This is a genomic window from Mesorhizobium sp. f-mel (genome assembly GCF_053850215.1).
Genome location: NZ_JBSPTO010000023.1, coordinates 21,719 through 42,544, shown reverse-complemented (window position 1 = coordinate 42,544; position 20,826 = coordinate 21,719). Strand labels below are relative to the sequence as shown.

Annotated in this window: 24 protein-coding genes; 11 read left to right on the top strand and 13 right to left on the bottom strand. The window is 61.1% G+C overall.

What is annotated here, in order from left to right:
- The first annotated feature begins 4 nt into the window (after positions 1-4).
- A complete protein-coding gene (locus ACWUKX_RS23400) occupies positions 5-934 on the top strand; it encodes a dihydrodipicolinate synthase family protein (RefSeq protein WP_456009243.1) in 930 nt (309 codons plus the stop codon).
- A gap of 102 nt (positions 935-1,036) precedes the next feature.
- A complete protein-coding gene (locus tag ACWUKX_RS23395) occupies positions 1,037-1,816 on the top strand; it encodes a TIGR01458 family HAD-type hydrolase (RefSeq protein WP_456009310.1) in 780 nt (259 codons plus the stop codon).
- A 24-nt stretch (positions 1,817-1,840) separates the two neighbouring features.
- Here the strand turns inward: ACWUKX_RS23395 and ACWUKX_RS23390 are convergent, their stop codons facing one another.
- The gene (locus tag ACWUKX_RS23390; protein ID WP_456009241.1) at positions 1,841-3,373 is read right to left on the bottom strand and encodes an FAD-dependent oxidoreductase; all 1,533 of its coding nucleotides are present in this window, start codon (positions 3,371-3,373) and stop codon (positions 1,841-1,843) included.
- A 281-nt stretch (positions 3,374-3,654) separates the two neighbouring features.
- Between ACWUKX_RS23390 and ACWUKX_RS23385 the strand changes: the two genes are divergently transcribed.
- From ACWUKX_RS23385 to ACWUKX_RS23375, 3 genes are all read left to right on the top strand, one after another.
- Positions 3,655-4,623 carry an SDR family oxidoreductase gene (locus ACWUKX_RS23385; RefSeq protein WP_029356336.1) on the top strand — a complete coding sequence of 323 codons (969 nt, stop codon included), beginning with the start codon at positions 3,655-3,657 and terminating at the stop codon, positions 4,621-4,623.
- An 88-nt stretch (positions 4,624-4,711) separates the two neighbouring features.
- Positions 4,712-6,424 carry an HAD-IIB family hydrolase gene (locus tag ACWUKX_RS23380; RefSeq protein WP_456009239.1) on the top strand — a complete coding sequence of 571 codons (1,713 nt, stop codon included), beginning with the start codon at positions 4,712-4,714 and terminating at the stop codon, positions 6,422-6,424.
- A gap of 18 nt (positions 6,425-6,442) precedes the next feature.
- On the top strand, positions 6,443-6,868 hold the full coding sequence (locus tag ACWUKX_RS23375; protein WP_456009237.1) for an NAD(P)H-binding protein: 426 nt from the start codon (positions 6,443-6,445) through the stop codon (positions 6,866-6,868).
- A gap of 90 nt (positions 6,869-6,958) precedes the next feature.
- Here the strand turns inward: ACWUKX_RS23375 and ACWUKX_RS23370 are convergent, their stop codons facing one another.
- The 3 genes from ACWUKX_RS23370 to ACWUKX_RS23360 are packed head-to-tail and all read right to left on the bottom strand — an operon-like array spanning position 6,959 to position 8,310.
- Positions 6,959-7,093 carry a hypothetical protein gene (locus ACWUKX_RS23370; RefSeq protein ID WP_287095747.1) on the bottom strand — a complete coding sequence of 45 codons (135 nt, stop codon included), beginning with the start codon at positions 7,091-7,093 and terminating at the stop codon, positions 6,959-6,961.
- A 15-nt stretch (positions 7,094-7,108) separates the two neighbouring features.
- Positions 7,109-7,555: a TIGR02588 family protein gene (locus ACWUKX_RS23365; RefSeq protein WP_456009235.1), complete on the bottom strand. Its 447-nt coding sequence runs from the start codon at positions 7,553-7,555 to the stop codon at positions 7,109-7,111.
- Complete coding sequence (locus ACWUKX_RS23360) at positions 7,552-8,310, bottom strand: TIGR02587 family membrane protein (protein ID WP_455837392.1); 759 nt, start codon at positions 8,308-8,310, stop codon at positions 7,552-7,554. Before ACWUKX_RS23360 ends, ACWUKX_RS23365 begins: the two co-directional genes overlap by 4 nt.
- Before the next feature lie 283 nt (positions 8,311-8,593).
- Here ACWUKX_RS23360 and ACWUKX_RS23355 point away from each other — a divergent pair, with 283 nt between their 5' ends.
- Positions 8,594-9,037, top strand: coding sequence for a PPC domain-containing DNA-binding protein (locus tag ACWUKX_RS23355; RefSeq protein ID WP_128342819.1), 444 nt, complete (start codon positions 8,594-8,596; stop codon positions 9,035-9,037).
- 32 nt (positions 9,038-9,069) lie between these two features.
- On the opposite strand, the gene ACWUKX_RS23350 is transcribed toward ACWUKX_RS23355, so the two are convergent.
- The 4 genes from ACWUKX_RS23350 to ACWUKX_RS23335 are packed head-to-tail and all read right to left on the bottom strand — an operon-like array spanning position 9,070 to position 11,858.
- Positions 9,070-10,353 carry a DUF763 domain-containing protein gene (locus tag ACWUKX_RS23350; protein ID WP_456009232.1) on the bottom strand — a complete coding sequence of 428 codons (1,284 nt, stop codon included), beginning with the start codon at positions 10,351-10,353 and terminating at the stop codon, positions 9,070-9,072.
- A gap of 21 nt (positions 10,354-10,374) precedes the next feature.
- Complete coding sequence (locus ACWUKX_RS23345) at positions 10,375-10,773, bottom strand: hypothetical protein (protein ID WP_456009231.1); 399 nt, start codon at positions 10,771-10,773, stop codon at positions 10,375-10,377.
- Between the two features lie 18 nt (positions 10,774-10,791).
- A complete protein-coding gene (locus tag ACWUKX_RS23340; RefSeq protein WP_095519735.1) occupies positions 10,792-11,229 on the bottom strand; it encodes a GFA family protein in 438 nt (145 codons plus the stop codon).
- The gene (locus ACWUKX_RS23335; protein WP_456009229.1) at positions 11,226-11,858 is read right to left on the bottom strand and encodes an alpha-ketoglutarate-dependent dioxygenase AlkB; all 633 of its coding nucleotides are present in this window, start codon (positions 11,856-11,858) and stop codon (positions 11,226-11,228) included. The genes ACWUKX_RS23340 and ACWUKX_RS23335 overlap by 4 nt, the downstream gene beginning before the upstream one ends.
- 142 nt (positions 11,859-12,000) lie before the next feature.
- On the opposite strand from ACWUKX_RS23335, the gene ACWUKX_RS23330 reads away from it, so the two are divergent.
- Positions 12,001-12,216: a KTSC domain-containing protein gene (locus ACWUKX_RS23330; protein WP_456009227.1), complete on the top strand. Its 216-nt coding sequence runs from the start codon at positions 12,001-12,003 to the stop codon at positions 12,214-12,216.
- A 60-nt stretch (positions 12,217-12,276) separates the two neighbouring features.
- Here the strand turns inward: ACWUKX_RS23330 and ACWUKX_RS23325 are convergent, their stop codons facing one another.
- The gene (locus ACWUKX_RS23325) at positions 12,277-12,483 is read right to left on the bottom strand and encodes a hypothetical protein (RefSeq protein WP_456009226.1); all 207 of its coding nucleotides are present in this window, start codon (positions 12,481-12,483) and stop codon (positions 12,277-12,279) included.
- Positions 12,484-12,674: 191 nt separating this feature from the next.
- Here ACWUKX_RS23325 and ku (ACWUKX_RS23320) point away from each other — a divergent pair, with 191 nt between their 5' ends.
- Positions 12,675-13,544, top strand: a complete 870-nt coding sequence (ku, locus tag ACWUKX_RS23320) for a non-homologous end joining protein Ku (protein ID WP_029356317.1) — start codon at positions 12,675-12,677, stop codon at positions 13,542-13,544.
- A 3-nt stretch (positions 13,545-13,547) separates the two neighbouring features.
- Entirely contained in the window at positions 13,548-16,097 is a 2,550-nt protein-coding gene (ligD, locus tag ACWUKX_RS23315; protein WP_456009224.1) for a DNA ligase D, read from the top strand.
- A 35-nt stretch (positions 16,098-16,132) separates the two neighbouring features.
- Here the strand turns inward: ligD and ACWUKX_RS23310 are convergent, their stop codons facing one another.
- Together ACWUKX_RS23310 and ku (ACWUKX_RS23305) are read right to left on the bottom strand one after the other, a co-directional pair.
- Complete coding sequence (locus ACWUKX_RS23310; RefSeq protein ID WP_456009222.1) at positions 16,133-17,131, bottom strand: ATP-dependent DNA ligase; 999 nt, start codon at positions 17,129-17,131, stop codon at positions 16,133-16,135.
- 86 nt (positions 17,132-17,217) lie between these two features.
- Entirely contained in the window at positions 17,218-18,021 is an 804-nt protein-coding gene (ku, locus tag ACWUKX_RS23305) for a non-homologous end joining protein Ku (protein ID WP_456009221.1), read from the bottom strand.
- 187 nt (positions 18,022-18,208) lie between these two features.
- Between ku (ACWUKX_RS23305) and ACWUKX_RS23300 the strand changes: the two genes are divergently transcribed.
- Positions 18,209-19,351 (top strand): branched-chain amino acid ABC transporter substrate-binding protein, encoded by a 1,143-nt coding sequence (locus ACWUKX_RS23300; RefSeq protein ID WP_456009220.1) that lies wholly within the window; start codon positions 18,209-18,211, stop codon positions 19,349-19,351.
- A gap of 174 nt (positions 19,352-19,525) precedes the next feature.
- Entirely contained in the window at positions 19,526-20,215 is a 690-nt protein-coding gene (locus ACWUKX_RS23295) for a phosphoribosyltransferase (RefSeq protein WP_456009218.1), read from the top strand.
- A 115-nt stretch (positions 20,216-20,330) separates the two neighbouring features.
- On the opposite strand, the gene ACWUKX_RS23290 is transcribed toward ACWUKX_RS23295, so the two are convergent.
- Both ACWUKX_RS23290 and ACWUKX_RS23285 read right to left on the bottom strand, forming a co-directional pair.
- Positions 20,331-20,546, bottom strand: a complete 216-nt coding sequence (locus tag ACWUKX_RS23290; RefSeq protein WP_456009216.1) for a hypothetical protein — start codon at positions 20,544-20,546, stop codon at positions 20,331-20,333.
- Positions 20,547-20,562: 16 nt separating this feature from the next.
- Positions 20,563-20,808, bottom strand: a complete 246-nt coding sequence (locus ACWUKX_RS23285) for a hypothetical protein (RefSeq protein ID WP_292398841.1) — start codon at positions 20,806-20,808, stop codon at positions 20,563-20,565.
- Positions 20,809-20,826: the final 18 nt, after the last annotated feature.

Below are 20,826 nucleotides of genomic sequence, written 5' to 3'. Positions count from 1 at the left end.
CCACTTGACCCACTTGCCCGCACATGCGCCGCGCGGTGTCTGGGGTGCAGTGATGCTGGCCATCGACGATCGCAGAGCGATCGATTGGGAGGCGACGGCAGAAACGATCGCGCGGCTCTGCGCATCGGGAGTCGACGGCATCTATTCCAACGGCACCGCCTGCGAATTCCACTGCCAGACCGAGCCCGAGTTCGACCGGCTTTGCGACCTGGTGGCCACGATAGCCGGCCGCGCGCGCCTGCCTTTCCAGATCGGCATCAGCCAGTCCAATCCGCGCGTCGCGCGCGAGCGGCTGATGCGGATGTCGGCGCTTCGCCCGGCGGCAGTGCAATTCACCTTGCCCGACTGGTGGCCGCCGAGCGACGGCGAGGTCATGCGTTTCGTCGGCGGTCTTGGCGAGACTGCGCCTGACATGCCACTGGTGCTTTACAATCCGCCGCACGCCAAGCGGCGCCTGACGCTCGAAGGTATTGCCAGGCTGCGCGCAGCCGTGCCGTCGCTGGTCGGCGCCAAGCTGCCGGGCGGCGAGACCAGTTGGTACGCCGACATGCACCGCGAACTGCCGGGATTTTCGGTCTTCGTGCCCGGCCATATGCTGGCGACGGGATTTGCCCATGGCGCCCACGGCAGCTATTCGAACATTGCCTGCCTCAGCCCGAAGGGCGCGGTGATGTGGTGGCGTATGATCCGCACCGACGCGGCAGCCGCTGCCGAGGTCGAGAAGCGCATCCAGGCCTTTCTCGCCACGCACGTTCTGCCTTTTCGCGCTCGCTACAATGTCAGCGATGCGGCACTCGACAAAGCGATGGCGGCGGCCGGCGGCTGGGCGCCGCTTGGCCCGCGACTGCTCTGGCCCTACAGCTCGGTTCCCGACGGGGAGATCGCGACGCTGGCCGAAGCTGCCCGCACGGCCTTCCCCGAATGGTGGCAGTGACCGTCGGTTAATCGAATGCGCCTGCCCGCCCTGATCCAAAAGGAACAACCATGGCCTTGTTCCGGATTTGACGCATGGCGGACTCGTGGTCATGCTGGACCGATGACAAGGGGTGTACTGCTGGACCTCGCAGGCGTCATCTATGATAGCGAGACCGCAATACCAGGCGGGATCGACGCCCTCGCGCGTTTGCGCCAGGCCGGTTTGGCCATACGCTTCGTAAGCAATACCACGCGCTCGTCGAAACAGGAGGTTCTCGAACGTCTGGAGGCAATGGGACTCACCGTTACCAAGGCAGATGTTTTCACGCCGGCGCACGCTGCTCGCGAATGGCTGCTTCGCAATGGCTGTGCGCCACACTTGTTGGTTCACCCTGGCCTTGCGCCGGACTTTGACGAACTGCCGGATCGCGACAAGCGCGCCGTCATCGTCGGCGATGCCGGAGACGCCTTCACATATGCGGCGTTGAATGACGCGTTCCGCGAGCTGAGCGCGGGGGCCGAATTGCTGGCCCTTGCCACCAACCGGACGTTTCGAGATGCTGACGGCGGGCTCAGCCTCGATGCAGGGCCATTCGTCGCGGCATTGGAATTTGCCTCCCTGAAACGCGCAACCGTTCTCGGCAAGCCCTCGCCGGCATTCTTTCTGTCGGCGCTGGCAAGCATGGACTGTCCGCCGGATCAGGCGATCATGGTTGGCGACGACGCCGAGGCCGATATAGCTGGCGCCCTGCGCGCCGGACTTTCGGCTGCATTGCTGGTGCGGACAGGCAAATACCGGCAGGGCGATGAGAAACGGTTTGATCCGCGCCCGACCGCAACCGTGGCCGATCTCGCGGCGGCAACCGATTGGATCATTGCGCGTTCTGATTGCGCGGGCTGAACCGGCCGTACAGCGCCCGCTTTGCTAGGTCATCCGGCGCTCCATTTGCACCTCGGCCCCTAGACTTTCGATGTCGCGGAAGATCGAAGCGACAGCCAGCGCGCGCCCTTCGCGCTTGAAGCGGAGCAGGCAATCCTTGGCAATGATGTCTCCATCGACCTCGATCTCGTCCCATTGCGCGGCATGGCCGACGTAGTTGATGGGAACGTCGTAATGCTGGCTCCAGAAGAACGGCACGGCGACGAATTTCTCGCGATGGCCGAGCATGGTGAGGGCCGCGGTTCGCCCCTGCCTCTCTGCGACCACCCAATGCTCGACCCGAATGTTCTCGCCACTGTGCGGATCTGGCCACCGCGCAATGTCGCCGGCCGCGAAGATCCCTGGTGCGCTCGTCTCCAAAAAGGCGTTCACGACGACACCGCGGTCAAGGATGAGCCCCGCCGTTTCGGCAAGCCCTGTCCGCGGTCGCACGCCGATGCCGGCGACGACGAAATCCGCCGCCAACGTATCGCCACTGCTGATTTTCACCTGGTTGCCGTCGATGCTACTTGCGGTGTCCTCGAGATGGAATACGACACCATTCTCCTCATGGAGGGCGCGGATGAAGTCGCCCATTTGCGGACCCAGGACGCGTTCCATAGGCCGTTTTTCCGGCGCCACGACATGAACTTCGATATCGCGCGAGCGCAGGGCCGCGGCAACTTCTAGGCCAATGAAACTGGCGCCAAGCACGACGGCGCGGCGCGCGGTCGTGGCTCGCTCGATGATCGCCCTGCAATCTGCGAACGAGCGCAGCGTGTGAACGTGTGGCAGGTTGGCGCCGGGTATGGTCAGGCGAACCGGTTCGGCTCCGGTCGCAAGGAGTAGCCTATCGTAAGGAGTCCGGGCCCCGTCCGCGAGTACAACTTCGCCAGAACGTGCATCGATGCTGGCGACGTTCGCATTGAGGCGCAGGTCAATATCGTTCCTTGAGTAGAAGCTTTCTCCGCGGAGCGGAATCCAATCCTCCGGTGCTTTGCCGGCGAGGTAGTCCTTGGAAAGATTGGGCCGATCAACGGGCGGCGCTTCGTCGTTGCTGAACATGACAATGCTGCCCTGATAGTGTTCGCGCCGCAGTTTCTCTGCCGCCGCGAAACCGGCCGCGCCGCCACCGACAATGACGATTCTCTGCGGAACCTGGCCGGAGCTTCCATTGCGCTGCTTCGGTGCCGTCCGTTTGCGCTTTTCTCCGACGAATATCCGATCATCGCGTTGTTCCACCGACCAGCAAGCGAGTGGATTAAAAGCAGGGGGGCGCAAGGCCTCGCCTGTACGCAAATCGAAGCACGCGTGATGCCAGGGACACCGGACGGTGTCTTCCACCACAAGACCGTCAGCGAGCGGCCCGCCATAATGTGTGCATGTCGCCCCTATGGCGAAGACCTCCGCCCCGCGGCGCACCAGCAGCACCTGCTCATCGCGGCAATGGCCGAGGATCTTTCCACCATCGAGAAGGTCGGTTAGCGCGATGCCCTCGACCAGATCCGGCCCGTTTGGTTTGACATGACCTTCAGCCATTTTCCTCTCCCCTGGCGCGATCCGGTGACAAAATAGCCTGTACTGCCGAGCGGCGGGAAATCTTCAGGTCACCAGCTCGGAATACCATCTGCCTGGCTAGCGCGCCTTCAGGTTCTCGGACACCGCTTGTGCCCAACGTCCGGCCGCGTCATTCGTTGCCAGTTGGGCAGTACGCGCCGTCGATTTCCTGGCGTTTGGATTCGCTGCTGAAGGAATGACACCGTCGCGTAAACTTTTTCGCCGGACATGCGTTGTCCCTTTTCCAAGCTAAGGAGACAGCCATGCAGATGAAATCGGAAATCGCCGGCGAGGCCGCCAAGCAACGCCACATCCAGCGCGGCATCGACGCCAAGGACAAATCGAAGGACGGCAAGCAGCAAGGCGCCATGCAGGCCGGAGCACGCAAATATCCCGAGCCGCCCTTTCCTGAACAGCACCAGCCGAAGCCGGGGCACGAATGGGCCATTGAGCCGGCGCCGCTCTATGATGCGCCATTCTATATCGGATCAAAAAAACTAGATGGCAAAGTAGCCGTCATCACAGGCGGCGATTCAGGCATCGGCCGAGCCGTGGCCGTGCTCTATGCGCGCGAAGGCGCCGATGTGGCGATCGTCTATCTGTCCGAGGATAAGGACGCCGAAGAGACGAAGAGGGCCGTCGAAGCCGAAGGCCGGCGCTGCATGCTGGTCAAGGCCGACGTCAGCGAACGCGACCACTGCCACAACGCGGTGGCTGAGGTGGTAAAGGAATTTGGCCGGATCGACGTGCTGGTCAACAACGCCGCTTTCCAGATCCATTCCAGCGACTTCAGCGAGCTGACCGAAGAGCATTTCGACACGACGCTGAAGACCAACCTCTACGGTTATTTCCATATGGCGCAGGAGGCCGTGCCGCATATGAAGCCCGGTTCGGCGATCATCAACAGCGGCTCCGTAACCGGCATAGAGGGCTCGAAGCAACTGGTCGACTATTCAATGACCAAGGGCGGCATTCATGCCTTCACGCGCGCGCTCTCGGGCAACCTTATCGAAAAGGGAATTCGGGTGAACTGCGTGGCGCCGGGCCCCGTGTGGACGCCGCTCAACCCGTCTGACAAACAAGCCGGTGACGTTTCGAAGTTCGGCGCAGACACGCCGATGAAACGGCCCGCACAACCGGAGGAGATCGCGCCGGCCTATGTATTCCTCGCCTCACCGCATTGCTCGAGCTACATCACCGGCGAGATATTGCCGATCATCGGCGGCTACTGAGTGCCTGTCGCCCGCTCAGCTCGATCGTCGTGCGACCTCTCGCCTGTGACGATGGTAGCGGCGATCTCAGATATGAAATGGTCGACAGATGTATTTCATTGCCTTGGCGACAGACTATGACGGCACGCTGGCGCACGATGGGATCGTAGCTGAAAAAACGCTTGCTGCTCTCGAACGGGTCAAGAAAAGTGGCCGCAAACTCATCCTCGTTACGGGCCGCGAGCTGCCCGATCTCAAGCGCGTTTTTCCCGAGCTCGGCGTGTTCGACAAGGTCGTCGCCGAAAATGGGGCGTTGATCTACACGCCTGCCAGCGAGGAAGAACGTGCGATCTCACCGGCACCGGCGCCCAAGTTCGTCGACAAGCTGAAGAAACACGGCGTCAAGCCGCTTTCAGTCGGACGGTCGATCGTTGCGACCTGGGAACCACACCAGGCAACAGTTCTTGAGGTCATCAAGGAACTCGGGCTGGAGCTGGAAATCATCTTCAACAAGGGCGCGGTGATGATCCTGCCCAGCGGCATCAACAAAGCAACCGGGCTGGCCGCCGCACTTGAGGACCTCAGGCTGTCGCCACACAATGTGGTCGGTATTGGCGATGCTGAAAACGATCATGCCTTCCTGCAGGCCTGCGGCTGCAGCGTCGCTGTCGACAATGCACTTGAGGCGGTCAAGGATACCGCGGACCTTGTAACGCGCGGCGCGCGTGGAAAAGGCGTCGAGGAGCTGATCGAAAAACTGGTAAAGCGCGATCGGGAATTTGTCCGAAAACGCCGTGACGGCATCCTTCTCGGCTCGGCCGGCGGCGACGAAGTCTATCTGACGCCGACCGACACGGTTCTGATCGCCGGAAGCTCCGGCATCGGCAAATCCACCTTGGCCACCGCGCTGACGGAACGCTTCGTCGAGAACGGCTTTCAGTTCTGCATTTTCGATCCGGAAGGCGACTATAATGGCCTCGAAGGCGCCGTCCGGATAGGCGATGGCTCGAGCGAACCGACAAAGGCACAAGTGCTCGACCTGATCGAGAAGCCGGACACCAGTGTGGTCGTCAATGGGCTGGCGTTGCGGGTCAATGAGCGACCGGACTTCTTTGCCGATCTGCTTCCCGGCCTTGGCAGTTTCCGCTTCCGTACAGCGAGGCCACACTGGCTAGTCATCGACGAGGCGCATCATCTTCTCCCCAAGAAGCGCGACGACACGCGCGCCGTCCTGTCGTTGGAATTACCTGGCACTGTCCTGATCACCGTTCATCCGGAAGCGATTTCGACCGATGCCCTGCGTCTGGTCACCGCCGTCATTGCGCTCGGTCCCAAGGCCAAGAATGTCATCAAGGCCTTTTGTCATGAGACGGATATCAAGCCGCCAAAGGATATTCCCTCGCCAAAAGGCGAGCGCGTGCTGTTCTGGCGGCCGCAAGCCCGCAAGAAAATTGCCATGGTCAAAGCGATCGAGCCGCGCCAGTCGCTCAAGCGTCACAGCCGCAAATATGCGGAAGGTCAACTCGACGAGGCCGGCAGCTTCTATTTCAGAGGTCCCGACAACGCCATGAATCTTCGGGCCCACAACCTGATGATCTTCGCTCAGATTGCAGAAGGCATCGACGACGCGACCTGGGAGCATCACCTGCGTGCCGGCGACTATTCCGAATGGTTTCGCCATCAGATCAGGGACAAGGAGCTGGCGCGCGAAACCGCCGAGGCAGAAAAAGACGAAATGCTCTCGGCGCAGGAAAGCCGCAAGCACGTTCTGGATGCAGTACGTCGCCGTTATACGGCTCCTGCCACCGCCCCGGAGGAATAGGGAGCGAAGGGATCGGCCATGCACATCATTCTCGGCGGCACGGGCCATGTTGGTTCTGCTGCAGCCATGTCGCTTTTACGGGGCGAAGCGGTCACCATCGTAACTCGCGACCCGTCCAAAGGCGCTGACTGGACGCGGCGTGGTGCCGAAATCGCGGTGGCGGATGTCCACGACAGCGAGGCCCTTCGTCAGGTTTTTCGTCAAGGCGAGCGCCTGTTTCTGCTCAATCCGCCGGCTGACCCATCGACCGACACTGACGTTGAAGAGCGCAAGACCGTTGCCGCCATCACCTTTGAGGGCATGGGCTTTTCCAAGGCAGCCGCCAAATCGTATGCGCGCATGACCGCCGTCACCCTGGACGACCTTGAACTGCCCGACAGTCCCGAGCGTGGCACGGTTTCCCTGCAACGCTACATTTCCGATTTGGTGGCCCGACACAATTAGCGTCGCAAATCGACTCGGACAGGTCGGAACGAAACAGTGTTATCTCTGTATTTTCAATCCTTTACCGAAGCAAATTATACTATTAAATCTCTATTCTGATCGGCAGATCGCGGATACGCCTGCCAGTCGCATGATAAACCGCGCTTGCGACTGTTCGCCAAAGACCTTGACGCCGGCCCGGTTGACCTCGTGATCGGGGCTGAGTTCCACAGCCATTTCATCCATGGCGTTTTCGACTGGTCAGGGTTCACTGTATCCACTAGCAAAGAGGCGCAGGTCATAGGCCTCGGGATCTCGACGAAAGATCAACGCGCCATTCCGTTGGGATTCCTGTGGGACATAGTCGAGCGTAGCGCTGCTCTCCTCGACGACCTCATCGCCATTGCGGAGTTCACCTTTGATTTCGACAGCAGCAACTGATTTCCCCGCCCTGTTTGCGGCGGTGAACTCGACCACATAGCCGCCCTCGGTGACCGCGACCGCGAGCGGCAGCACAACGATCCGGGCGGTCCCATCGCGCGTGCTCAAGCCATCGACGACAAGATAGCTGAGCACGGCAAGCAGGGCTACCGAGCTTATCCCCGCCACAACCCACTCCGTGACCGAAGTCCCGGGTTTGCGTGCCATTCCTTTGTTGTCGGACTGCTGCTTCTGTTGCTTGTCGCCTTTTGCGGGATTCTTTGTCACAGAATGAGCCTCGCAACCGCCGCCCCGAGCGCGCCAGGAAACGACAGAACCACGACCGCACTGAGTGTCTCCGAAAAGCCGGCGCCATCGGTCCTGCCGAAGGTCCACAGGATATAAAGGTTCACAAGCATCACCAGGACATAGCCGACGATTGCATAGCGAAAGAAGATGCTGACGAATCCAGCGCCTGGCTCGGGACTGTGCGAGCCGCGGAATTCGAACTCATAGACGAAGGCGTGCATGAGAGCGAGGGTGACCACCACCAGAGCGATTTCCTGCCAGGGGTGCATCTTGTAAGCGATGAGGACGACCTCCTCCGTTGGTGCGATGTTCACCGATAGAAACAGAGCTCCGACCACCATCAAGAACAGCTCTCCGGTGTAGCCGGGCTCGGGAATGTCCTCCTCCTCCAACAGACTCGGGCCAAGCTGGGCGCGTGCCAAAGATGCTCCTAGACTGCCTGGGACAACCTGCACCGCTATTTTGCCAATCACCTCCCGTAGCGGCATTTCGACGGTCACGATGCCGAAAATAAAAAACACCGCAGCAGCCGCCACAGCGGCCACAAGTATGGCCACAAAGGCATCGGCGATGCGGTCGCGAAGCGCCACCGTCTGGCGAAAGCCTCCGTACTTGTGCAGCAGCACCAGCATTGGCAAAGTGACAGCGAGGAACAGGGCGAGCCGCAGTGGGTGAAGGTGAAATCCCAGCGCCCAAGCTTCCATGGTCATCAGCACCGGGACGGCGAAGATCAACGCTCCGGCAAAGGCACGCCCAAGACCAATCCAGAACTCACGCGGCGTTGGCACACGCCTGACGATGATTTCAGTTGGCGCCACGTCCGCTCCCTCAGAGATAGCCTGCGGGGAACAATGTTTCCTGCGCGATCTTGTTCCGGACCACTGCATCTTCGATAGTCAGACGGCGCAGCGATGTTCAAACCCAGACCAAACCTGTTGGGAACTCGCGAGCCAGCTTTCCGTTCGAACTCTCGATCGAAATACAACGCAAAGCCGACATGGTATCTGGAGTGAAATCATGAAATCGCAGCTCGTTGCCGAAAGCGCCGGACAAAGGACTTTCGTGGTGGTGCTTGACCCTGGCGAGGAAGCGTTCGCGGCGCTTACGTCTTTCGCGGTCGGGCAGAACATTGGCGGCGCCTCGCTGACCGCGCTCGGCGCCTTCGAAACGGCGACAGTCGGCTGGTTCGACGTTGGAGAAAAGACCTATCGGAAAATCCCGGTTCGGGAGCAGTGCGAGGTGCTCAGCGCGATCGGCGATATTGCGATCGGCGACGACGGCAAGCCCAGCCTTCACGTCCACGCGGTGCTCGGGTTGCGCGATGGCAGCACGCGGGGCGGGCATCTGCTCGAAGGCATCGTTCGGCCGACTCTTGAAGTCACAGTGGTGGAAGCGCCTGGGCATCTGCGCCGCAGGAAGCGCCCGGAACTCGGCATCGCCTTGATCGATCTGGATACTTGAAACCGAACTCGGATCAGGCGATCCGGGCGCGTTTATCCTTTTTGTTTGATTTGTTTGACGTCCGCGGGCGCCTCGGGTGCCGCCTCCCAGCCGAACACACTGCGACCGCCGAGCAGATGCGACTGATCGAACTCTCCGGCAACGATTTCCTTCAGGCTGGGGCCTGTGGCATAGCGTTCGACCTGCCGTGACTGGTCGTCGAGCCGTTTCAAGGCACCGATTTCTTCGTCGCGGCCGAGCCTGGCCTTGTGGACCGCTGACTTCAGCACGCCGATCGTCTCGTCATAGACTTTCAGCGGCACGGGGAATGGATGTCTGTCCTTGCCGCCATGCGCCAGCGAGAAGCGCCCCGGATCGGAAAACCGGCATGGCGCGCCATGCAGAACCTCGGCAACCAGCGCCAGCGCCCGCACCGTGCGCGCACCGACGCCGGGGACCAGAAGAAGATCGGAAAAATCGGCGGGGCCACGCTCGGCAGCCGCCGCCATGTTCCCATGAAGGCGGCGCATGACGACATCGCTTTCGCGAACGTCGTGGTGCGCCGGCATGACCAGGTGTGGCAGCATCGGCTGCTGTTCAGGCGCCTGCTCTGGAGCCGGGGCCGTGCCACGTTCCAGCGCGGCGAATTCCCTCAGAATGCGATCCGGTCCGAGGTCCTGCAGGAGCTCCAGCTGTCCCTTGCGCGAAGCGTCGGCGCGGCGGTCGGTCAGGTTGACGATTTCGCCCTGGTTGGCGCCTTCGATGGCGGCATGCGGCTGGTCGACGAAGCTCTTCAGGCCTTCGGACAGCCAGTGATAGCGGCGCGCCACCTTGCTGTCGCCGTTCATGCCCTGCTGTACCACGACCCAGTCGCCATCATTGGTAACGATAAAGCCATGCAGATAGAGGTCGAAGCCGTCCTGAACGGCGGCGCTGTCAACCTTGGCGACGAGCCGGCTGGCAGTTGCCAGGCCTGTTCCGTCGAAGCCGACGCGCTCGCCGATGACGGCAAGCTCGTGCGGGGTCTTGCGTGAATGCGCGCCGCGGCCGCCGCACACGTGAATACCAAGTTCACCGGAGAGCGGAGCCAACCCGCGTTTCAAGGCGCCGATGACGCTGGTCGTGATGCCGGATGAATGCCAGTCCATTCCCATAACGGCGCCAAACGACTGGAACCAGAAGGGATGCGCCAACCGGCGCAGCAGCTCCTCGCGACCGTAATGGTGAATGATCGCCTCGCACATGACCGCGCCAAGGCGCGTCATCCGGTCGCCGAGCCATTTCGGCACGCGTCCGCCATGAAGTGGCAGGTCTGCGCTTCCCGATCGTTGTGCCAAATCTTGCTGCCTGTTGCCGAACTATGCCTTGCGCTCAACAGATAGGTATCGAAAGCGGCGTGAAGAAGCGATGATACCCGCTTCAAGCTGCCGATGCCCGTTCCGAATTCCATTGCCGGCCTTGGTGCCCGGCCGCTTGGCGATCACTGTAGCGGTTATCGCTTCGCTGAGGAGATCAAACTTCTCGATGTCACAATGCTCACCCGTCAATAGATCCGTCGGCCGCGGTGACTCGTCAGGTCGCCGCCAATTGATCTCGAACGACATCACGGGTCCGGGATCTGGGCGCCGCTCCGTTCCAACCAGGCGTGCTCGATAACCGGAAGGCCCGATGATCGTCTCAAGGTCTTCATGGTCCGCCGCCTTCCAGGTGAGCGCCAACACAGCGTGGTGGTCGCGGGGTATCACCAGATCGACCATTGGCGGCGTTTTGCCGGGTTACCGATCGGCGGGATTTCCGACCGCCGGATCGCGCCGCCTTGAATATCTTCCCACACGTGGCAGATCGTCACGAAATTCCACCCACGGCAGCTTCATGTCCCAATAGGCATGAGCCTGCGGCGGAAAACGTTCGGGGTGGTCGAAGAAGCCGATCGTCACATAGAGTTCTTCGGGAAGCCCCTGGTCGAGATAGGCTATGGATGTCCCGCAATCGGCGCAGAAGGTGCGGAGCACGCCTCGGGTCCTTGAGAACGTCTTCGGCGTGCCGGTCAGCAATCTGAACTGGGCCGGTCGATAGCCGACCCAGACGGTCAGCGGGCTCCCTATGGCCTTGCGGCAATCGTCGTCGTGATCGGAGCAAATCCAGAACGGGTCGCCATGCATCTCAGCCGTTATCGAACCGCAAAAACAGGAGCCGGTCTCGATCCTGGTCATCGAACTATCGCTTCTGATCGAGGCGACCGTTGCGGGTGCAGAGTCCGCAGGGTGATGGAGTAGCGGTGCTCGGAAAGCGGCGGGATGCTGTGCTGCCATTCGGTGCGCGCCGGTCCCGTCATCAGGTAAGCCGACCTTGGCTCGAGGATGATGGTCTGGCGATCCCATCCAGCGCCGTTCTTCCGGCGGAGCCGAAAGCTGCATGGCGCAAGAAGAGAAACGCCGGCTACGGCATCGAAATGCGGCTTGTCGCGATGCCAGCCGATACCCGCGCCGGGCCGGTACTCGTTGATCAAGACCTGCACGAAAGCATCGGCGGGCAGCCGCGCAAATGCCGCCACCTTGTCCCTGATCGGCATCAGAAAAGCAGGGATAGGAGGCGCCTCGACGACTTTGCGTTGGTCAAAATCGTATCGCAGGCCAAAACCGGCGACGCGCCGGTTTGCGAGATGGCCATGAAAGTCGAAAGGCTGGAAGGCGAGACTTTCGAGGTGCCGCGCCAGCTCGGCCTCTTCCTGCGCGGTGATCAGCTCCGGCTGATAGTGAAATCCTTCCGGCAGATCGTTGGGCGCACGAAACAGGTCGCCTTGGCCAGCGAATTCCGGCTGCTTGGTTTTGAGCGATGGCATCAACCCTAATTGGTGAAGCCGGCCGGCGGCGGCAAGACCTTGGAGGCGTCGAGCCGGCCGGATCACCGCCTCCATATCTTCGGCGAGACGGAACCTGGCTTGCCGAGGCGGGTTATTGCCCAGACGCGTCGAGTGTTTGGAAATGCCTTCAACTGCTATTCAAAGCATCAATTACGATCCGGCGACGAGGACCCTCTCCGTATGGTTCGTCCCAAGCGGAAATCGCTACGATTACGACGACGTGCCGCCGCAGACCTACGCTGCATTCCGCAAGGCCTCGTCAAAAGGTCGGTTCTTCAACGCGTTCATTCGAGACCGGTATAGCTACCATTTGGTCGAGCAGAGCCAGTCGGGGTGAGATCTTTTGCCCTTGTCGCGCGTAATGCATCCGGGAGAATCCGGTCGGCCGGCCGATCCCTCATTGCGCCGGCGGCGTACCGGGTTGATCGCCGCCCGTGGTCGTCTTCGGCGTCGGGTCCTTGTCGACTTCGGGATTCTGGTCGACGGTGTTGGTATTGCTCTGTGTCGGTTCTGTGGTGTTGCCCTGTATCGGTCCGGCCTCGTTGCTGCAACTCGCCAAAGCCAGAGCCGCCACCAGGGCCGACAAAAATGATAGCCTCGTCATTGATAGTCTCATCATGGCCAACCGCTCCACTTTCTGCTCACAACGGCGGGTCGTGAATTTGGTTGCAGCGGAATGGTTTGTCTGTAGGTCCAACACCTTCTGATCGTCGCCGCGTAGGCGCCAAAGGAACAAATCTCCGCGCCGCCACGTTGCATTTCCAGTGCAATGCATGTGACAGAGAGGCTAACGTCTTGGCGCCGAGAGCAAATTGGAAGGGTTTTCTGAAAATTGGAGAACTCAGCTGCCCGGTGGCGCTCTATACGGCTGCCTCAACCTCAGAGCGGATCGCTTTCCACACAATAAACCGCGCCACGGGCCATAGGGTGCATCGCGCCTTCGTCGACAGCGATAGCGGCAAGCCGGTCGAGAAGGACGACCAGGTCAAAGGCTTTGAGATCGGCTCGGGTGAGTACGTCGTGCTCGAACCCGATGAGGTCGCAGCCGCTGTTCCCGAGAGCGACAAGACGCTGTCGGTCTCGGCCTTCATCGGCTGTTCCGATGTCGACGACGTGTATTTCGACAAGCCGTATTACCTCGCCCCGCCGGATAAACACGCCGAGGAAGCTTTTGGGCTGATCCGCGAGGGCATGCGCAGGAAGAAAGTCGCTGCCATCGCCCAGACCGTCCTGTTTCGGCGCATCCGGACCCTGCTCATCCGGGCCTATGACGAAGGCCTGGTCGCAACGACGCTGAACTTCGACTACGAGGTGCGCTCGGCGGAGGAGGCCTTCGACAACATTCCCGATATGAAGATCGAGGGCGAGATGCTCGAACTGGCCGAACACATCATCAAGACCAAGAAGGGCAAATTCGATCCGACCAAATTCGACGACCGATATGAGGCGGCGCTTGCCGAGCTGGTGAAAGCAAAGCTCGAAGGCAAGAAGATCGCCGTTCCGAAGCCGGCCAAGCGGGAGAAGGTCGTCGATCTTATGGATGCGCTGCGCCAGAGTGCCGGCGTTGGCGGCAAGCAGCCCTCGACAAGAAAGCCCGCGGCAAAGTCAAAGCCGGCGCGCCACGCAAAGGCGAAGCAGACAGCACCGCGTCGGAAGGCCGGCTGATCGATGGCGCTCGAGACCTACCGCAAGAAGCGCAATTTTTCCGTTACCCCGGAGCCGCAGGGGCGCAGGGCGCCCGGGACCGGCAACAGCTTCGTCATACAGAAGCATGATGCCACCCGGCTCCATTACGATTTTCGTCTCGAAATGGACGGCGTGCTCAAGAGCTGGGCCGTCACAAAAGGGCCGAGCCTGATCCCCGGCGAGAAGCGCCTTGCCGTCCATGTCGAGGATCATCCTTTGGAATATGGCGGTTTCGAAGGCACCATCCCTAAAGGCGAATATGGCGGCGGCACCGTTATTTTGTGGGACAGAGGCACTTGGTCGCCGATCGGCGACGCGCATCGCGGCTATGCGAAAGGCCATCTCGATTTCGAACTTCACGGCGAGAAGCTTGGCGGCCGCTGGCATCTTGTGCGGATGGCCGGAAAGCCGCGGGAGAAGCGCGAGAACTGGCTGCTGATCAAAGGCGACGATGACGCCGCGCGCACGGAAGGTGATCCCGACATTCTGGACGAGCGGCCGGAATCCGTCGCGACCGGCCGCAAGATCGAGGACGTCGCCGGCGAAGAGCCCGGCTGGTCGTCCAAGACGGGGCGCATTCGGAAGCGCCGCGGCGGCCGCACGGGGGTAACTCAACCAGAAGAGCGGCCTGCAACCGTAAGCGTTCCCCAACCGTCAAAGATCAAGGGTGCCAAGAAGGCAGCACTTCCCGATTTCGTCGAACCGACGCTGGCGACCCTGGTCTCGTCCGCGCCGTCCGGCGAACGCTGGCTGCACGAGATAAAATTCGACGGCTACCGGCTGCAGGCCAGGATCGAAGCCGGTCGCGTCAAACTGTTGACGCGGAGCGGTCTCGACTGGACAAAGAAATTCGGAAAGGCGGTCGTTTCGGCGCTGGCCGATATCCCTGTCGGGACGGCGCTGATCGATGGTGAACTCGTGGTCGAGACCTCCGCCGGCGCATCGGATTTTTCCGCGCTGCAAGCCGATCTCAGCGAGGGCCGCAGTGATCGCTTTCGCTTCTACGTCTTCGACCTGCTTCATCTTGACGGGTACGATCTGCGTGACGTTGCGTTGATCACCCGCAAGGAATTGCTGGAAAAGATCATCGGCGGTGATAACGCCATCATCAGCTACAGCGGACATTTTGAGGAGAATGGCGCTCTGGTCCTGCAACACGCCTGCCGGCTGAGCCTGGAAGGCGTTGTCTCCAAGCTTCGCGATGCGCCTTACCGCTCTGGCCGCAGCAAGAACTGGGTGAAGTCGAAATGCTCTGCGCGGCAGGAATTTGTCGTGGCCGGCTATGTCCCCTCGACAACCTCGCGCAATGCGATCGGTTCGCTCATCCTGGGTGTCTATGATGACGGCAAGCTCCATCATGTCGGACGCGTCGGCACCGGCTACACGGCGGCGGTTGCCGAGAGCCTCTTCAAGAAGCTCGAGCGAATACGCATTCCGTCAACCCCGTTCGACGAACGGCTGACCGCCGAGGAGGCTCGGCAAGTCCGCTATGTCAGGCCGGAACTCGTCGCCGAAATCGAGTTCCGGGCGTGGACCGCCGACGGCAATCTGCGCCACGCCTCATTCCGCGGATTACGCGAAGACAAGCCGGCGAAGGAGATCGTCCGCGAAACGCCGAAGACGAGCAAGGCAGCACCCAAACCTCAGCGTCGGAGCGTCAAGCTCACCCATCCCGATCGCCTCTACTGGCCGGACAAGGGCGTGACCAAGGAAGGTCTCGCCGATTATTATGCCGAGGTGTGGCGCTATGCGTCGCCCTACATCGTCGGCCGCGCGTTAGCGCTGGTGCGATGTCCCAACGGGATTTCGGGCGAGCAGTTCTTCCAGAAGCATGCCTGGAAGGGGCTCAACCCCAACATTGTCCTGGTTCACGACCCCAAGGATCCGCCCGACGAGCGGCTGATCAGCATCAATGATCTCGATGGGCTGATCGGTCTCGTCCAATCGGCGGCGCTGGAGATCCACCCCTGGGGTTCGATGGTAAGCGATTGGGAGCGTCCGGACACGATCATCATGGATCTCGACCCCGGCGAGGACGTGAGCTGGGAGGCGGTGATCGAAGCCGCCGTCGAGACCCGCGACCGGCTGAAGAATGCAGGGCTTGTCCCCTTCATCAAGACCTCCGGCGGCAAGGGTCTGCACGTTGTGGCGCCGTTGAAACCGAAAGCGGAATGGCCAGCTGTGAAAGCCTTCACCAAGGCGATTGCCGACTCCATGGCCGCCGACAGTCCCAACCGCTACGTCTCGACCATCACAAAATCCAAACGGCGCGGAAAAATCCTCGTCGACTATCTGCGAAACCAGCGCGGTGCGACCGCAGTCGCACCCTATTCGACAAGAGCACGACCGGGTGCGGCGGTGTCTATGCCGCTTGCCTGGGACGAGCTCGGACCCGGCATCGGACCGGCCTATTTTACCGTCGAGAACACACCGACCCGGCTTGCCTCGCTATCGTCGGATCCCTGGCAGGATTTCCGAGCTGCCGCAGCGCCGATCGAAGATCGTGCAAACCGACGCAAGAAAGCGGCTTGAGGAGGGCATTGCGAAGGTGCATGCATCCGAACAAATCAGGCGATCTGCTCAAACGTGCATTGTTCCGGAGCCTTGTCCGGCCGCCAGCGCAGGAACTTGGTGCCATGCCGGAAACGGTCGCCGGTGACGTGATCGAAGCGTACTTCGACCACCAGTTCGGGCCGGACCGGCTCCCATTCACCGCTGCGCTCGGTGCTCCAGCGGCTCGGCCCGCCCGGCGCCTTTCCGGTGAAGCCGGGGGGCTCGCGCATGGCTTCGAGCTTGCGGGTAAGCTCTGCCCTGTCGTCCTTGGCAATGGTCGAGGTGAAACCGACGTGATCGAGCTTGCCGGCCTCATTGTAGAGACCCAGCAACAGAGAGCCGACCTGCGGGCTGTTGCTGAGATAGCGGAAGCCGCCGACCACGCAATCGGCCGACCGCAACCGCTTTACCTTCACCATCGCGCGCACCCCCGGTTGGTACGGACCGTCCAGCCGCTTGGCGACCACGCCGTCTGTCGCCCCATGTCCGGCAGCCCCTAACCAGGAGCGGGCTTCCGTCACATCGCGCGTGCAGTGCGAAAGCAGGATGTTCCTGCGGTTTGCCGAAGCGACGAAAGCCTCAAGGATCGCTCGCCGTTTTTTCAGGGTCCGCGCCAACCAGACGGTTCCGTGCTCATCGCAGAGCATGTCGAACAGGACGATGCGAGCCGGGGTTTCGGCGGACAGCTTGCGGATCCTGCTCTCGGCGGGATGAAGCCGCATCTGGAGCGCGTCGAACGAAAACTTGCCGTCGACCGAGATGACGATTTCACCGTCGACGACAAAACGGCGCGACGGTAGTTCCTTCAATGTCGCGACGAGTTCGGGAAAATAGCGTCCGAGCGGCTTGCCTGACTTTGCGCGCAACTCCACCGCATCATCCTGCCGAAATGCCAGGCAGCGAAAACCATCCCATTTGCGCTCGTATTGCCATCCGTCTCCTTCGGGAATCGCATCGGCCGCCTTGGCCTCCATCGGAGGCGTATCGAGCGGCAGGAGGAAATCGCGGGTCATCGGCGGGTGCTGTCGAAAGCAGGATCGCAGGGTATGACCTTCATTGTGCTGCCTTTGTCCCCCCAGCCCAGCCTGCTCCCAGGCGCCTATTTTCGCTTTCCGGCCTCCGAGCCGATGCTCTTGCGCAGCGCATCCATGATGTTGATCACGTTGCTGGGCGGTTGCTCGGCTTTGGCCTTCGCCTTGGCTGGACGCTTCTTGCCCTTCTTCTTCGAGGCAATGATCTCCAGCAGCCGCGCCTGGACGGGATCTCCGGTCATGGCGGGATCCCACTGCCTGGTTCGCCCATCGATCAAGGTCGAGACCATATCCATCAGTTTCGGGTCGGGTTTGGCGTCTTCGATCTTGCCGAAATAATCCTCGGGATCGCGAACCTCGTCGCCATAGCGCAGTGTCCACAGCACGATGCCCTTGCCTCGTGGTTCAAGCATGACGGCGCGCTCGCGGCGGTACATGACCAGTCGCGATATTCCGACTGTCCCTGTCGACTGCATCGCGTCGCGAATGACCGAGAATGCTTCCTCCCCGACCGGATCGTCAGGGGTGAGATAGTGGGGCTTGTCGTACCAGATCCAGCCGATGCTGTCGGCATCGACAAACATGTCGATGTCGATGGTGCGCGTGCTCTCCAGCGCGACCGCGTCGATCTCATCGTCCTCGAGCAGGACGTATTCGTCCTCGCCGCGCTGATAGCCTTTGACCTCGTCGTCTTCAGCAACTGGTTTGCCGCTGACGGCATCGACATATTGGCTGACGACGCGATGCCCGCTCTTGCGATTGAGCGTATGGAACCGGACCTTTTCGCTCTCGGTGGTAGCGGGCGTCATCGCCACCGGACAGGTCACCAGCGAAAGCTTCAGATAGCCTTTCCAGAAAGGACGCGGCGCCATCGAGGATCCTCGGCAGGTGTAAAACAGTCGAACGCATCAAGGTGATCGATTGTTCCAGCATCGTTTCGTCGCGCTCCCAAGGCTCGCCAGCAAGAACCCATCATTTTTCCGGTTCGAGAAGGAACCGATGGGCGCAAGCGCAGTTCGGGACAAACAGACAGCCCGGCTGCAGCAAAGGACAATTTCAATGTCGGAAGCGATCCGGATCGCAATCGGCGCTCCATTGTCGGGAAATGCGGCGGCGCTTGGCGCCGAGATGAAGCAGGCGATCGAACTCGCGGTCGAGGAGCAGAACGCGGATGGTGGCATTGCGGGCTTTCCCATCATGGTTGAGGGTGCGGACGATCAGGGAAAGGTCGAGACCGGACGGCAAGTCGCGGACGACTTTTGCAACCGGCCGGATCTGCTTGGCATCGTTGGCCACTACAACAGCAATGTCACCATCGCTGCGGCGGAAATCTATGCCGCCCACGACCTCCCGATGATCACGCCGATCGCTTCCGACACAGCGCTCACCGAGCGCTCTCTGCCGAATGTCTTTCGCTTCACCAACCGGGATGATCAGACCGGAGCAGCCATTTCCCGTCATCTCTACGACACCATGGGCAAGCGCCGCGCCGTCCTGGTCGAAACCGAAACGATGTACGGCCACAGCATGGGCATCGCGTTCTCGCGGGCCTTTCTGTCGCTCGGAGGACGCATCGCGGAGCGGCGAACGGTTCGCGAAGGGAGCCGCGATTTTGACCCGCTGGTCGCATCTCTGCGGGCCGATTTCGATCTGCTGTTCTACGGCGGCAGTTTCGAGGGTGCTTTCATCCTGCGGGCGATGCGCCGTGCAGGTCTCCACCAGCTCTTTGCCAGCGGTGACGGCTGTTGGGACGCGGTGAATTTCCTTGAGCCTGCGGGAGAAACCGCAACATTGGGCGAAGGCGTTCTCGTGCTGTCCGCCACGCCCGAAGTGGGTAGAGTCGCTGGTTCAAGCGATTTCGCTGCGCGCTATGCGGCGCTGTTCGGACCGATCGGCAACTATGCGGTGAATTCCTACGATTCAGTCCGCGTGCTGATCGCCGCAATCAGGGACGCGATCACTGAAACCAAGGGGAATCCGAGCCGGCGCGACGTTCTGACTGCGATGCGGAAGCTCCGCTTCAAAGGCATTGCCTATAGCGATCCCGTGCAGTGGGACGAAAAAGGCGACAACCTGGCCGTCGTCACGGCGCTCAATGTCGTGGAAAATGGCCGATTCCGACAGGTTGCGGAAATCCCGCGGACGCAAGGGGGCCTGATAGATGCGGCCTCGCGACGACCGCGGCAATTTTTATCAAGGTGAAACGAAACAATTGCCTCCGATCGCCGTTTCGCCAGCAAGGTGAATTTTGGGCGAGGAGGCGACGATGAGTGCAACCGGCCCGGAGGTTTTCGGCAAGACGCTGCAGACCGCGAACATCTTGGCACGAGTAGCGACCCAGCGATGCCAGGTCTCGCCCTTGCAAAGGTGAAGCCAATGATTTTTGACGCGCCGAAATTCAGGGATCGAACGGAGGCGGGCCGCCAGCTTGCCGCCGCTTTGACCGGGTTCGCGACAACCGATCCACTGGTGCTGGCGCTGCCACGCGGCGGAGTGCCGGTTGGCTTCGAAGTGGCGAAGGCACTCCGTGCCCGGCTCGACGTGCTGCTTGTACGCAAGATCGGCGCGCCGGGCCATTCCGAATATGGCATCGGCGCGGTCGTCGACGGGGAGAATCCGCAGCTCGTCCTCAACGAGGAGGCGATGGCTTTGGTCCAACCGTCAGACGATTACGTCGAGGCAGAGAAACGGCGGCAACTGCTCGAAATCGAACGCCGCAGGAACCTCTATCTCGGCAGCAGGCCTGCAGCTTCAGTCCTTGGCCGGACCGTCATCGTCGTCGACGACGGCATAGCGACCGGAGGCACGGTCAGAGTGGCGCTCAAAGCGTTAAGGAAGGATCGGGCCGCGCATGTTGTCTTGGCTGTTCCGGTAGCACCCAGGGATACGCTCGACCTGATAAAACCCGATGTGGACGAAGTGGTCTGTCTCGCCACGCCCGAGCCGTTTGTTGCGGTGGGCCGGTATTATGGGGACTTCGCGCAGACCACGGACGCGGAGGTGATCCGGCTGCTGCGTGAGGCAGAACAGTTCGAGAGCAGATCGTCGATGCGATCTGCCGGTTAACCCATCGCCGACAGCCGAAGGAGCACGCTATCGCTAAGGACCGACGGATGCAGATCGTCGAGCGGGCGATATCTTTCTCTACCAGCCAGACCGCGCCCCAACGGCGGGCGAGCCGTCAGTCCCGCAAACGATTGGCAGCGTGATCCTGGCGCTGCTCGGTCGCGACCTGCTTGGAATCCAGACCGCGTTTCTTCGTATGCTGAGCCTTGTCGCGGTTGGACAGGATTTGGTTTTCTTCGAGCTTATCCTTTGGGGTCGTGGTCATGGCACCTGTACCAGAACCCTTTCCCCGTGCACCCGCTCCGACATGCTTCTTGCTACCTTTTGCCATAGGCTTGCTCCAATTCTTAGTCGTCGGGACGCTTCTTGTGGTGAACGCTCTCCTGATTTTCTCCGCGAAGGATGTTGCGATCGTCAGGATCAACAAGGTCGGGTGTCTTGGACCTGATTTCCGATCCCTTGCGCAGCGCTTCACGTTCCGCTGCGGATCGCTTCAGGTCGGCCTCTGCGTCGAAATCCTTGCCGGCGCCCTTCGTGTTCTCCCGCTTTTCAATGATGCGCAATTGCTGCTCATGGGTCCTGCGTCCAGCCATTGGTTCCTCCTTGCGTTC

Bases quoted from the DNA above. Each gene is read 5' to 3' on its own strand.
- ACWUKX_RS23395 (WP_456009310.1), top strand. From the start codon at position 1,037: ATGACAAGGGGTGTACTGCTGGACCTCGCAGGCGTCATCTATGATAGC.
- ACWUKX_RS23390 (WP_456009241.1), bottom strand. From the start codon at position 3,373: ATGGCTGAAGGTCATGTCAAACCAAACGGGCCGGATCTGGTCGAGGGC.
- ACWUKX_RS23385 (WP_029356336.1), top strand. From the start codon at position 3,655: ATGCAGATGAAATCGGAAATCGCCGGCGAGGCCGCCAAGCAACGCCAC.
- ACWUKX_RS23380 (WP_456009239.1), top strand. From the start codon at position 4,712: ATGTATTTCATTGCCTTGGCGACAGACTATGACGGCACGCTGGCGCAC.
- ACWUKX_RS23375 (WP_456009237.1), top strand. From the start codon at position 6,443: ATGCACATCATTCTCGGCGGCACGGGCCATGTTGGTTCTGCTGCAGCC.
- ACWUKX_RS23370 (WP_287095747.1), bottom strand. From the start codon at position 7,093: ATGGATGAAATGGCTGTGGAACTCAGCCCCGATCACGAGGTCAACCGG.
- ACWUKX_RS23355 (WP_128342819.1), top strand. From the start codon at position 8,594: ATGAAATCGCAGCTCGTTGCCGAAAGCGCCGGACAAAGGACTTTCGTG.
- ACWUKX_RS23345 (WP_456009231.1), bottom strand. From the start codon at position 10,773: ATGGTCGATCTGGTGATACCCCGCGACCACCACGCTGTGTTGGCGCTC.
- ACWUKX_RS23340 (WP_095519735.1), bottom strand. From the start codon at position 11,229: ATGACCAGGATCGAGACCGGCTCCTGTTTTTGCGGTTCGATAACGGCT.
- ACWUKX_RS23335 (WP_456009229.1), bottom strand. From the start codon at position 11,858: ATGCCATCGCTCAAAACCAAGCAGCCGGAATTCGCTGGCCAAGGCGAC.
- ACWUKX_RS23330 (WP_456009227.1), top strand. From the start codon at position 12,001: ATGCCTTCAACTGCTATTCAAAGCATCAATTACGATCCGGCGACGAGG.
- ACWUKX_RS23325 (WP_456009226.1), bottom strand. From the start codon at position 12,483: ATGACGAGGCTATCATTTTTGTCGGCCCTGGTGGCGGCTCTGGCTTTG.
- ligD (WP_456009224.1), top strand. From the start codon at position 13,548: ATGGCGCTCGAGACCTACCGCAAGAAGCGCAATTTTTCCGTTACCCCG.
- ACWUKX_RS23310 (WP_456009222.1), bottom strand. From the start codon at position 17,131: ATGACCCGCGATTTCCTCCTGCCGCTCGATACGCCTCCGATGGAGGCC.
- ku (WP_456009221.1), bottom strand. From the start codon at position 18,021: ATGGCGCCGCGTCCTTTCTGGAAAGGCTATCTGAAGCTTTCGCTGGTG.
- ACWUKX_RS23300 (WP_456009220.1), top strand. From the start codon at position 18,209: ATGTCGGAAGCGATCCGGATCGCAATCGGCGCTCCATTGTCGGGAAAT.
- ACWUKX_RS23295 (WP_456009218.1), top strand. From the start codon at position 19,526: ATGATTTTTGACGCGCCGAAATTCAGGGATCGAACGGAGGCGGGCCGC.
- ACWUKX_RS23290 (WP_456009216.1), bottom strand. From the start codon at position 20,546: ATGGCAAAAGGTAGCAAGAAGCATGTCGGAGCGGGTGCACGGGGAAAG.
- ACWUKX_RS23285 (WP_292398841.1), bottom strand. From the start codon at position 20,808: ATGGCTGGACGCAGGACCCATGAGCAGCAATTGCGCATCATTGAAAAG.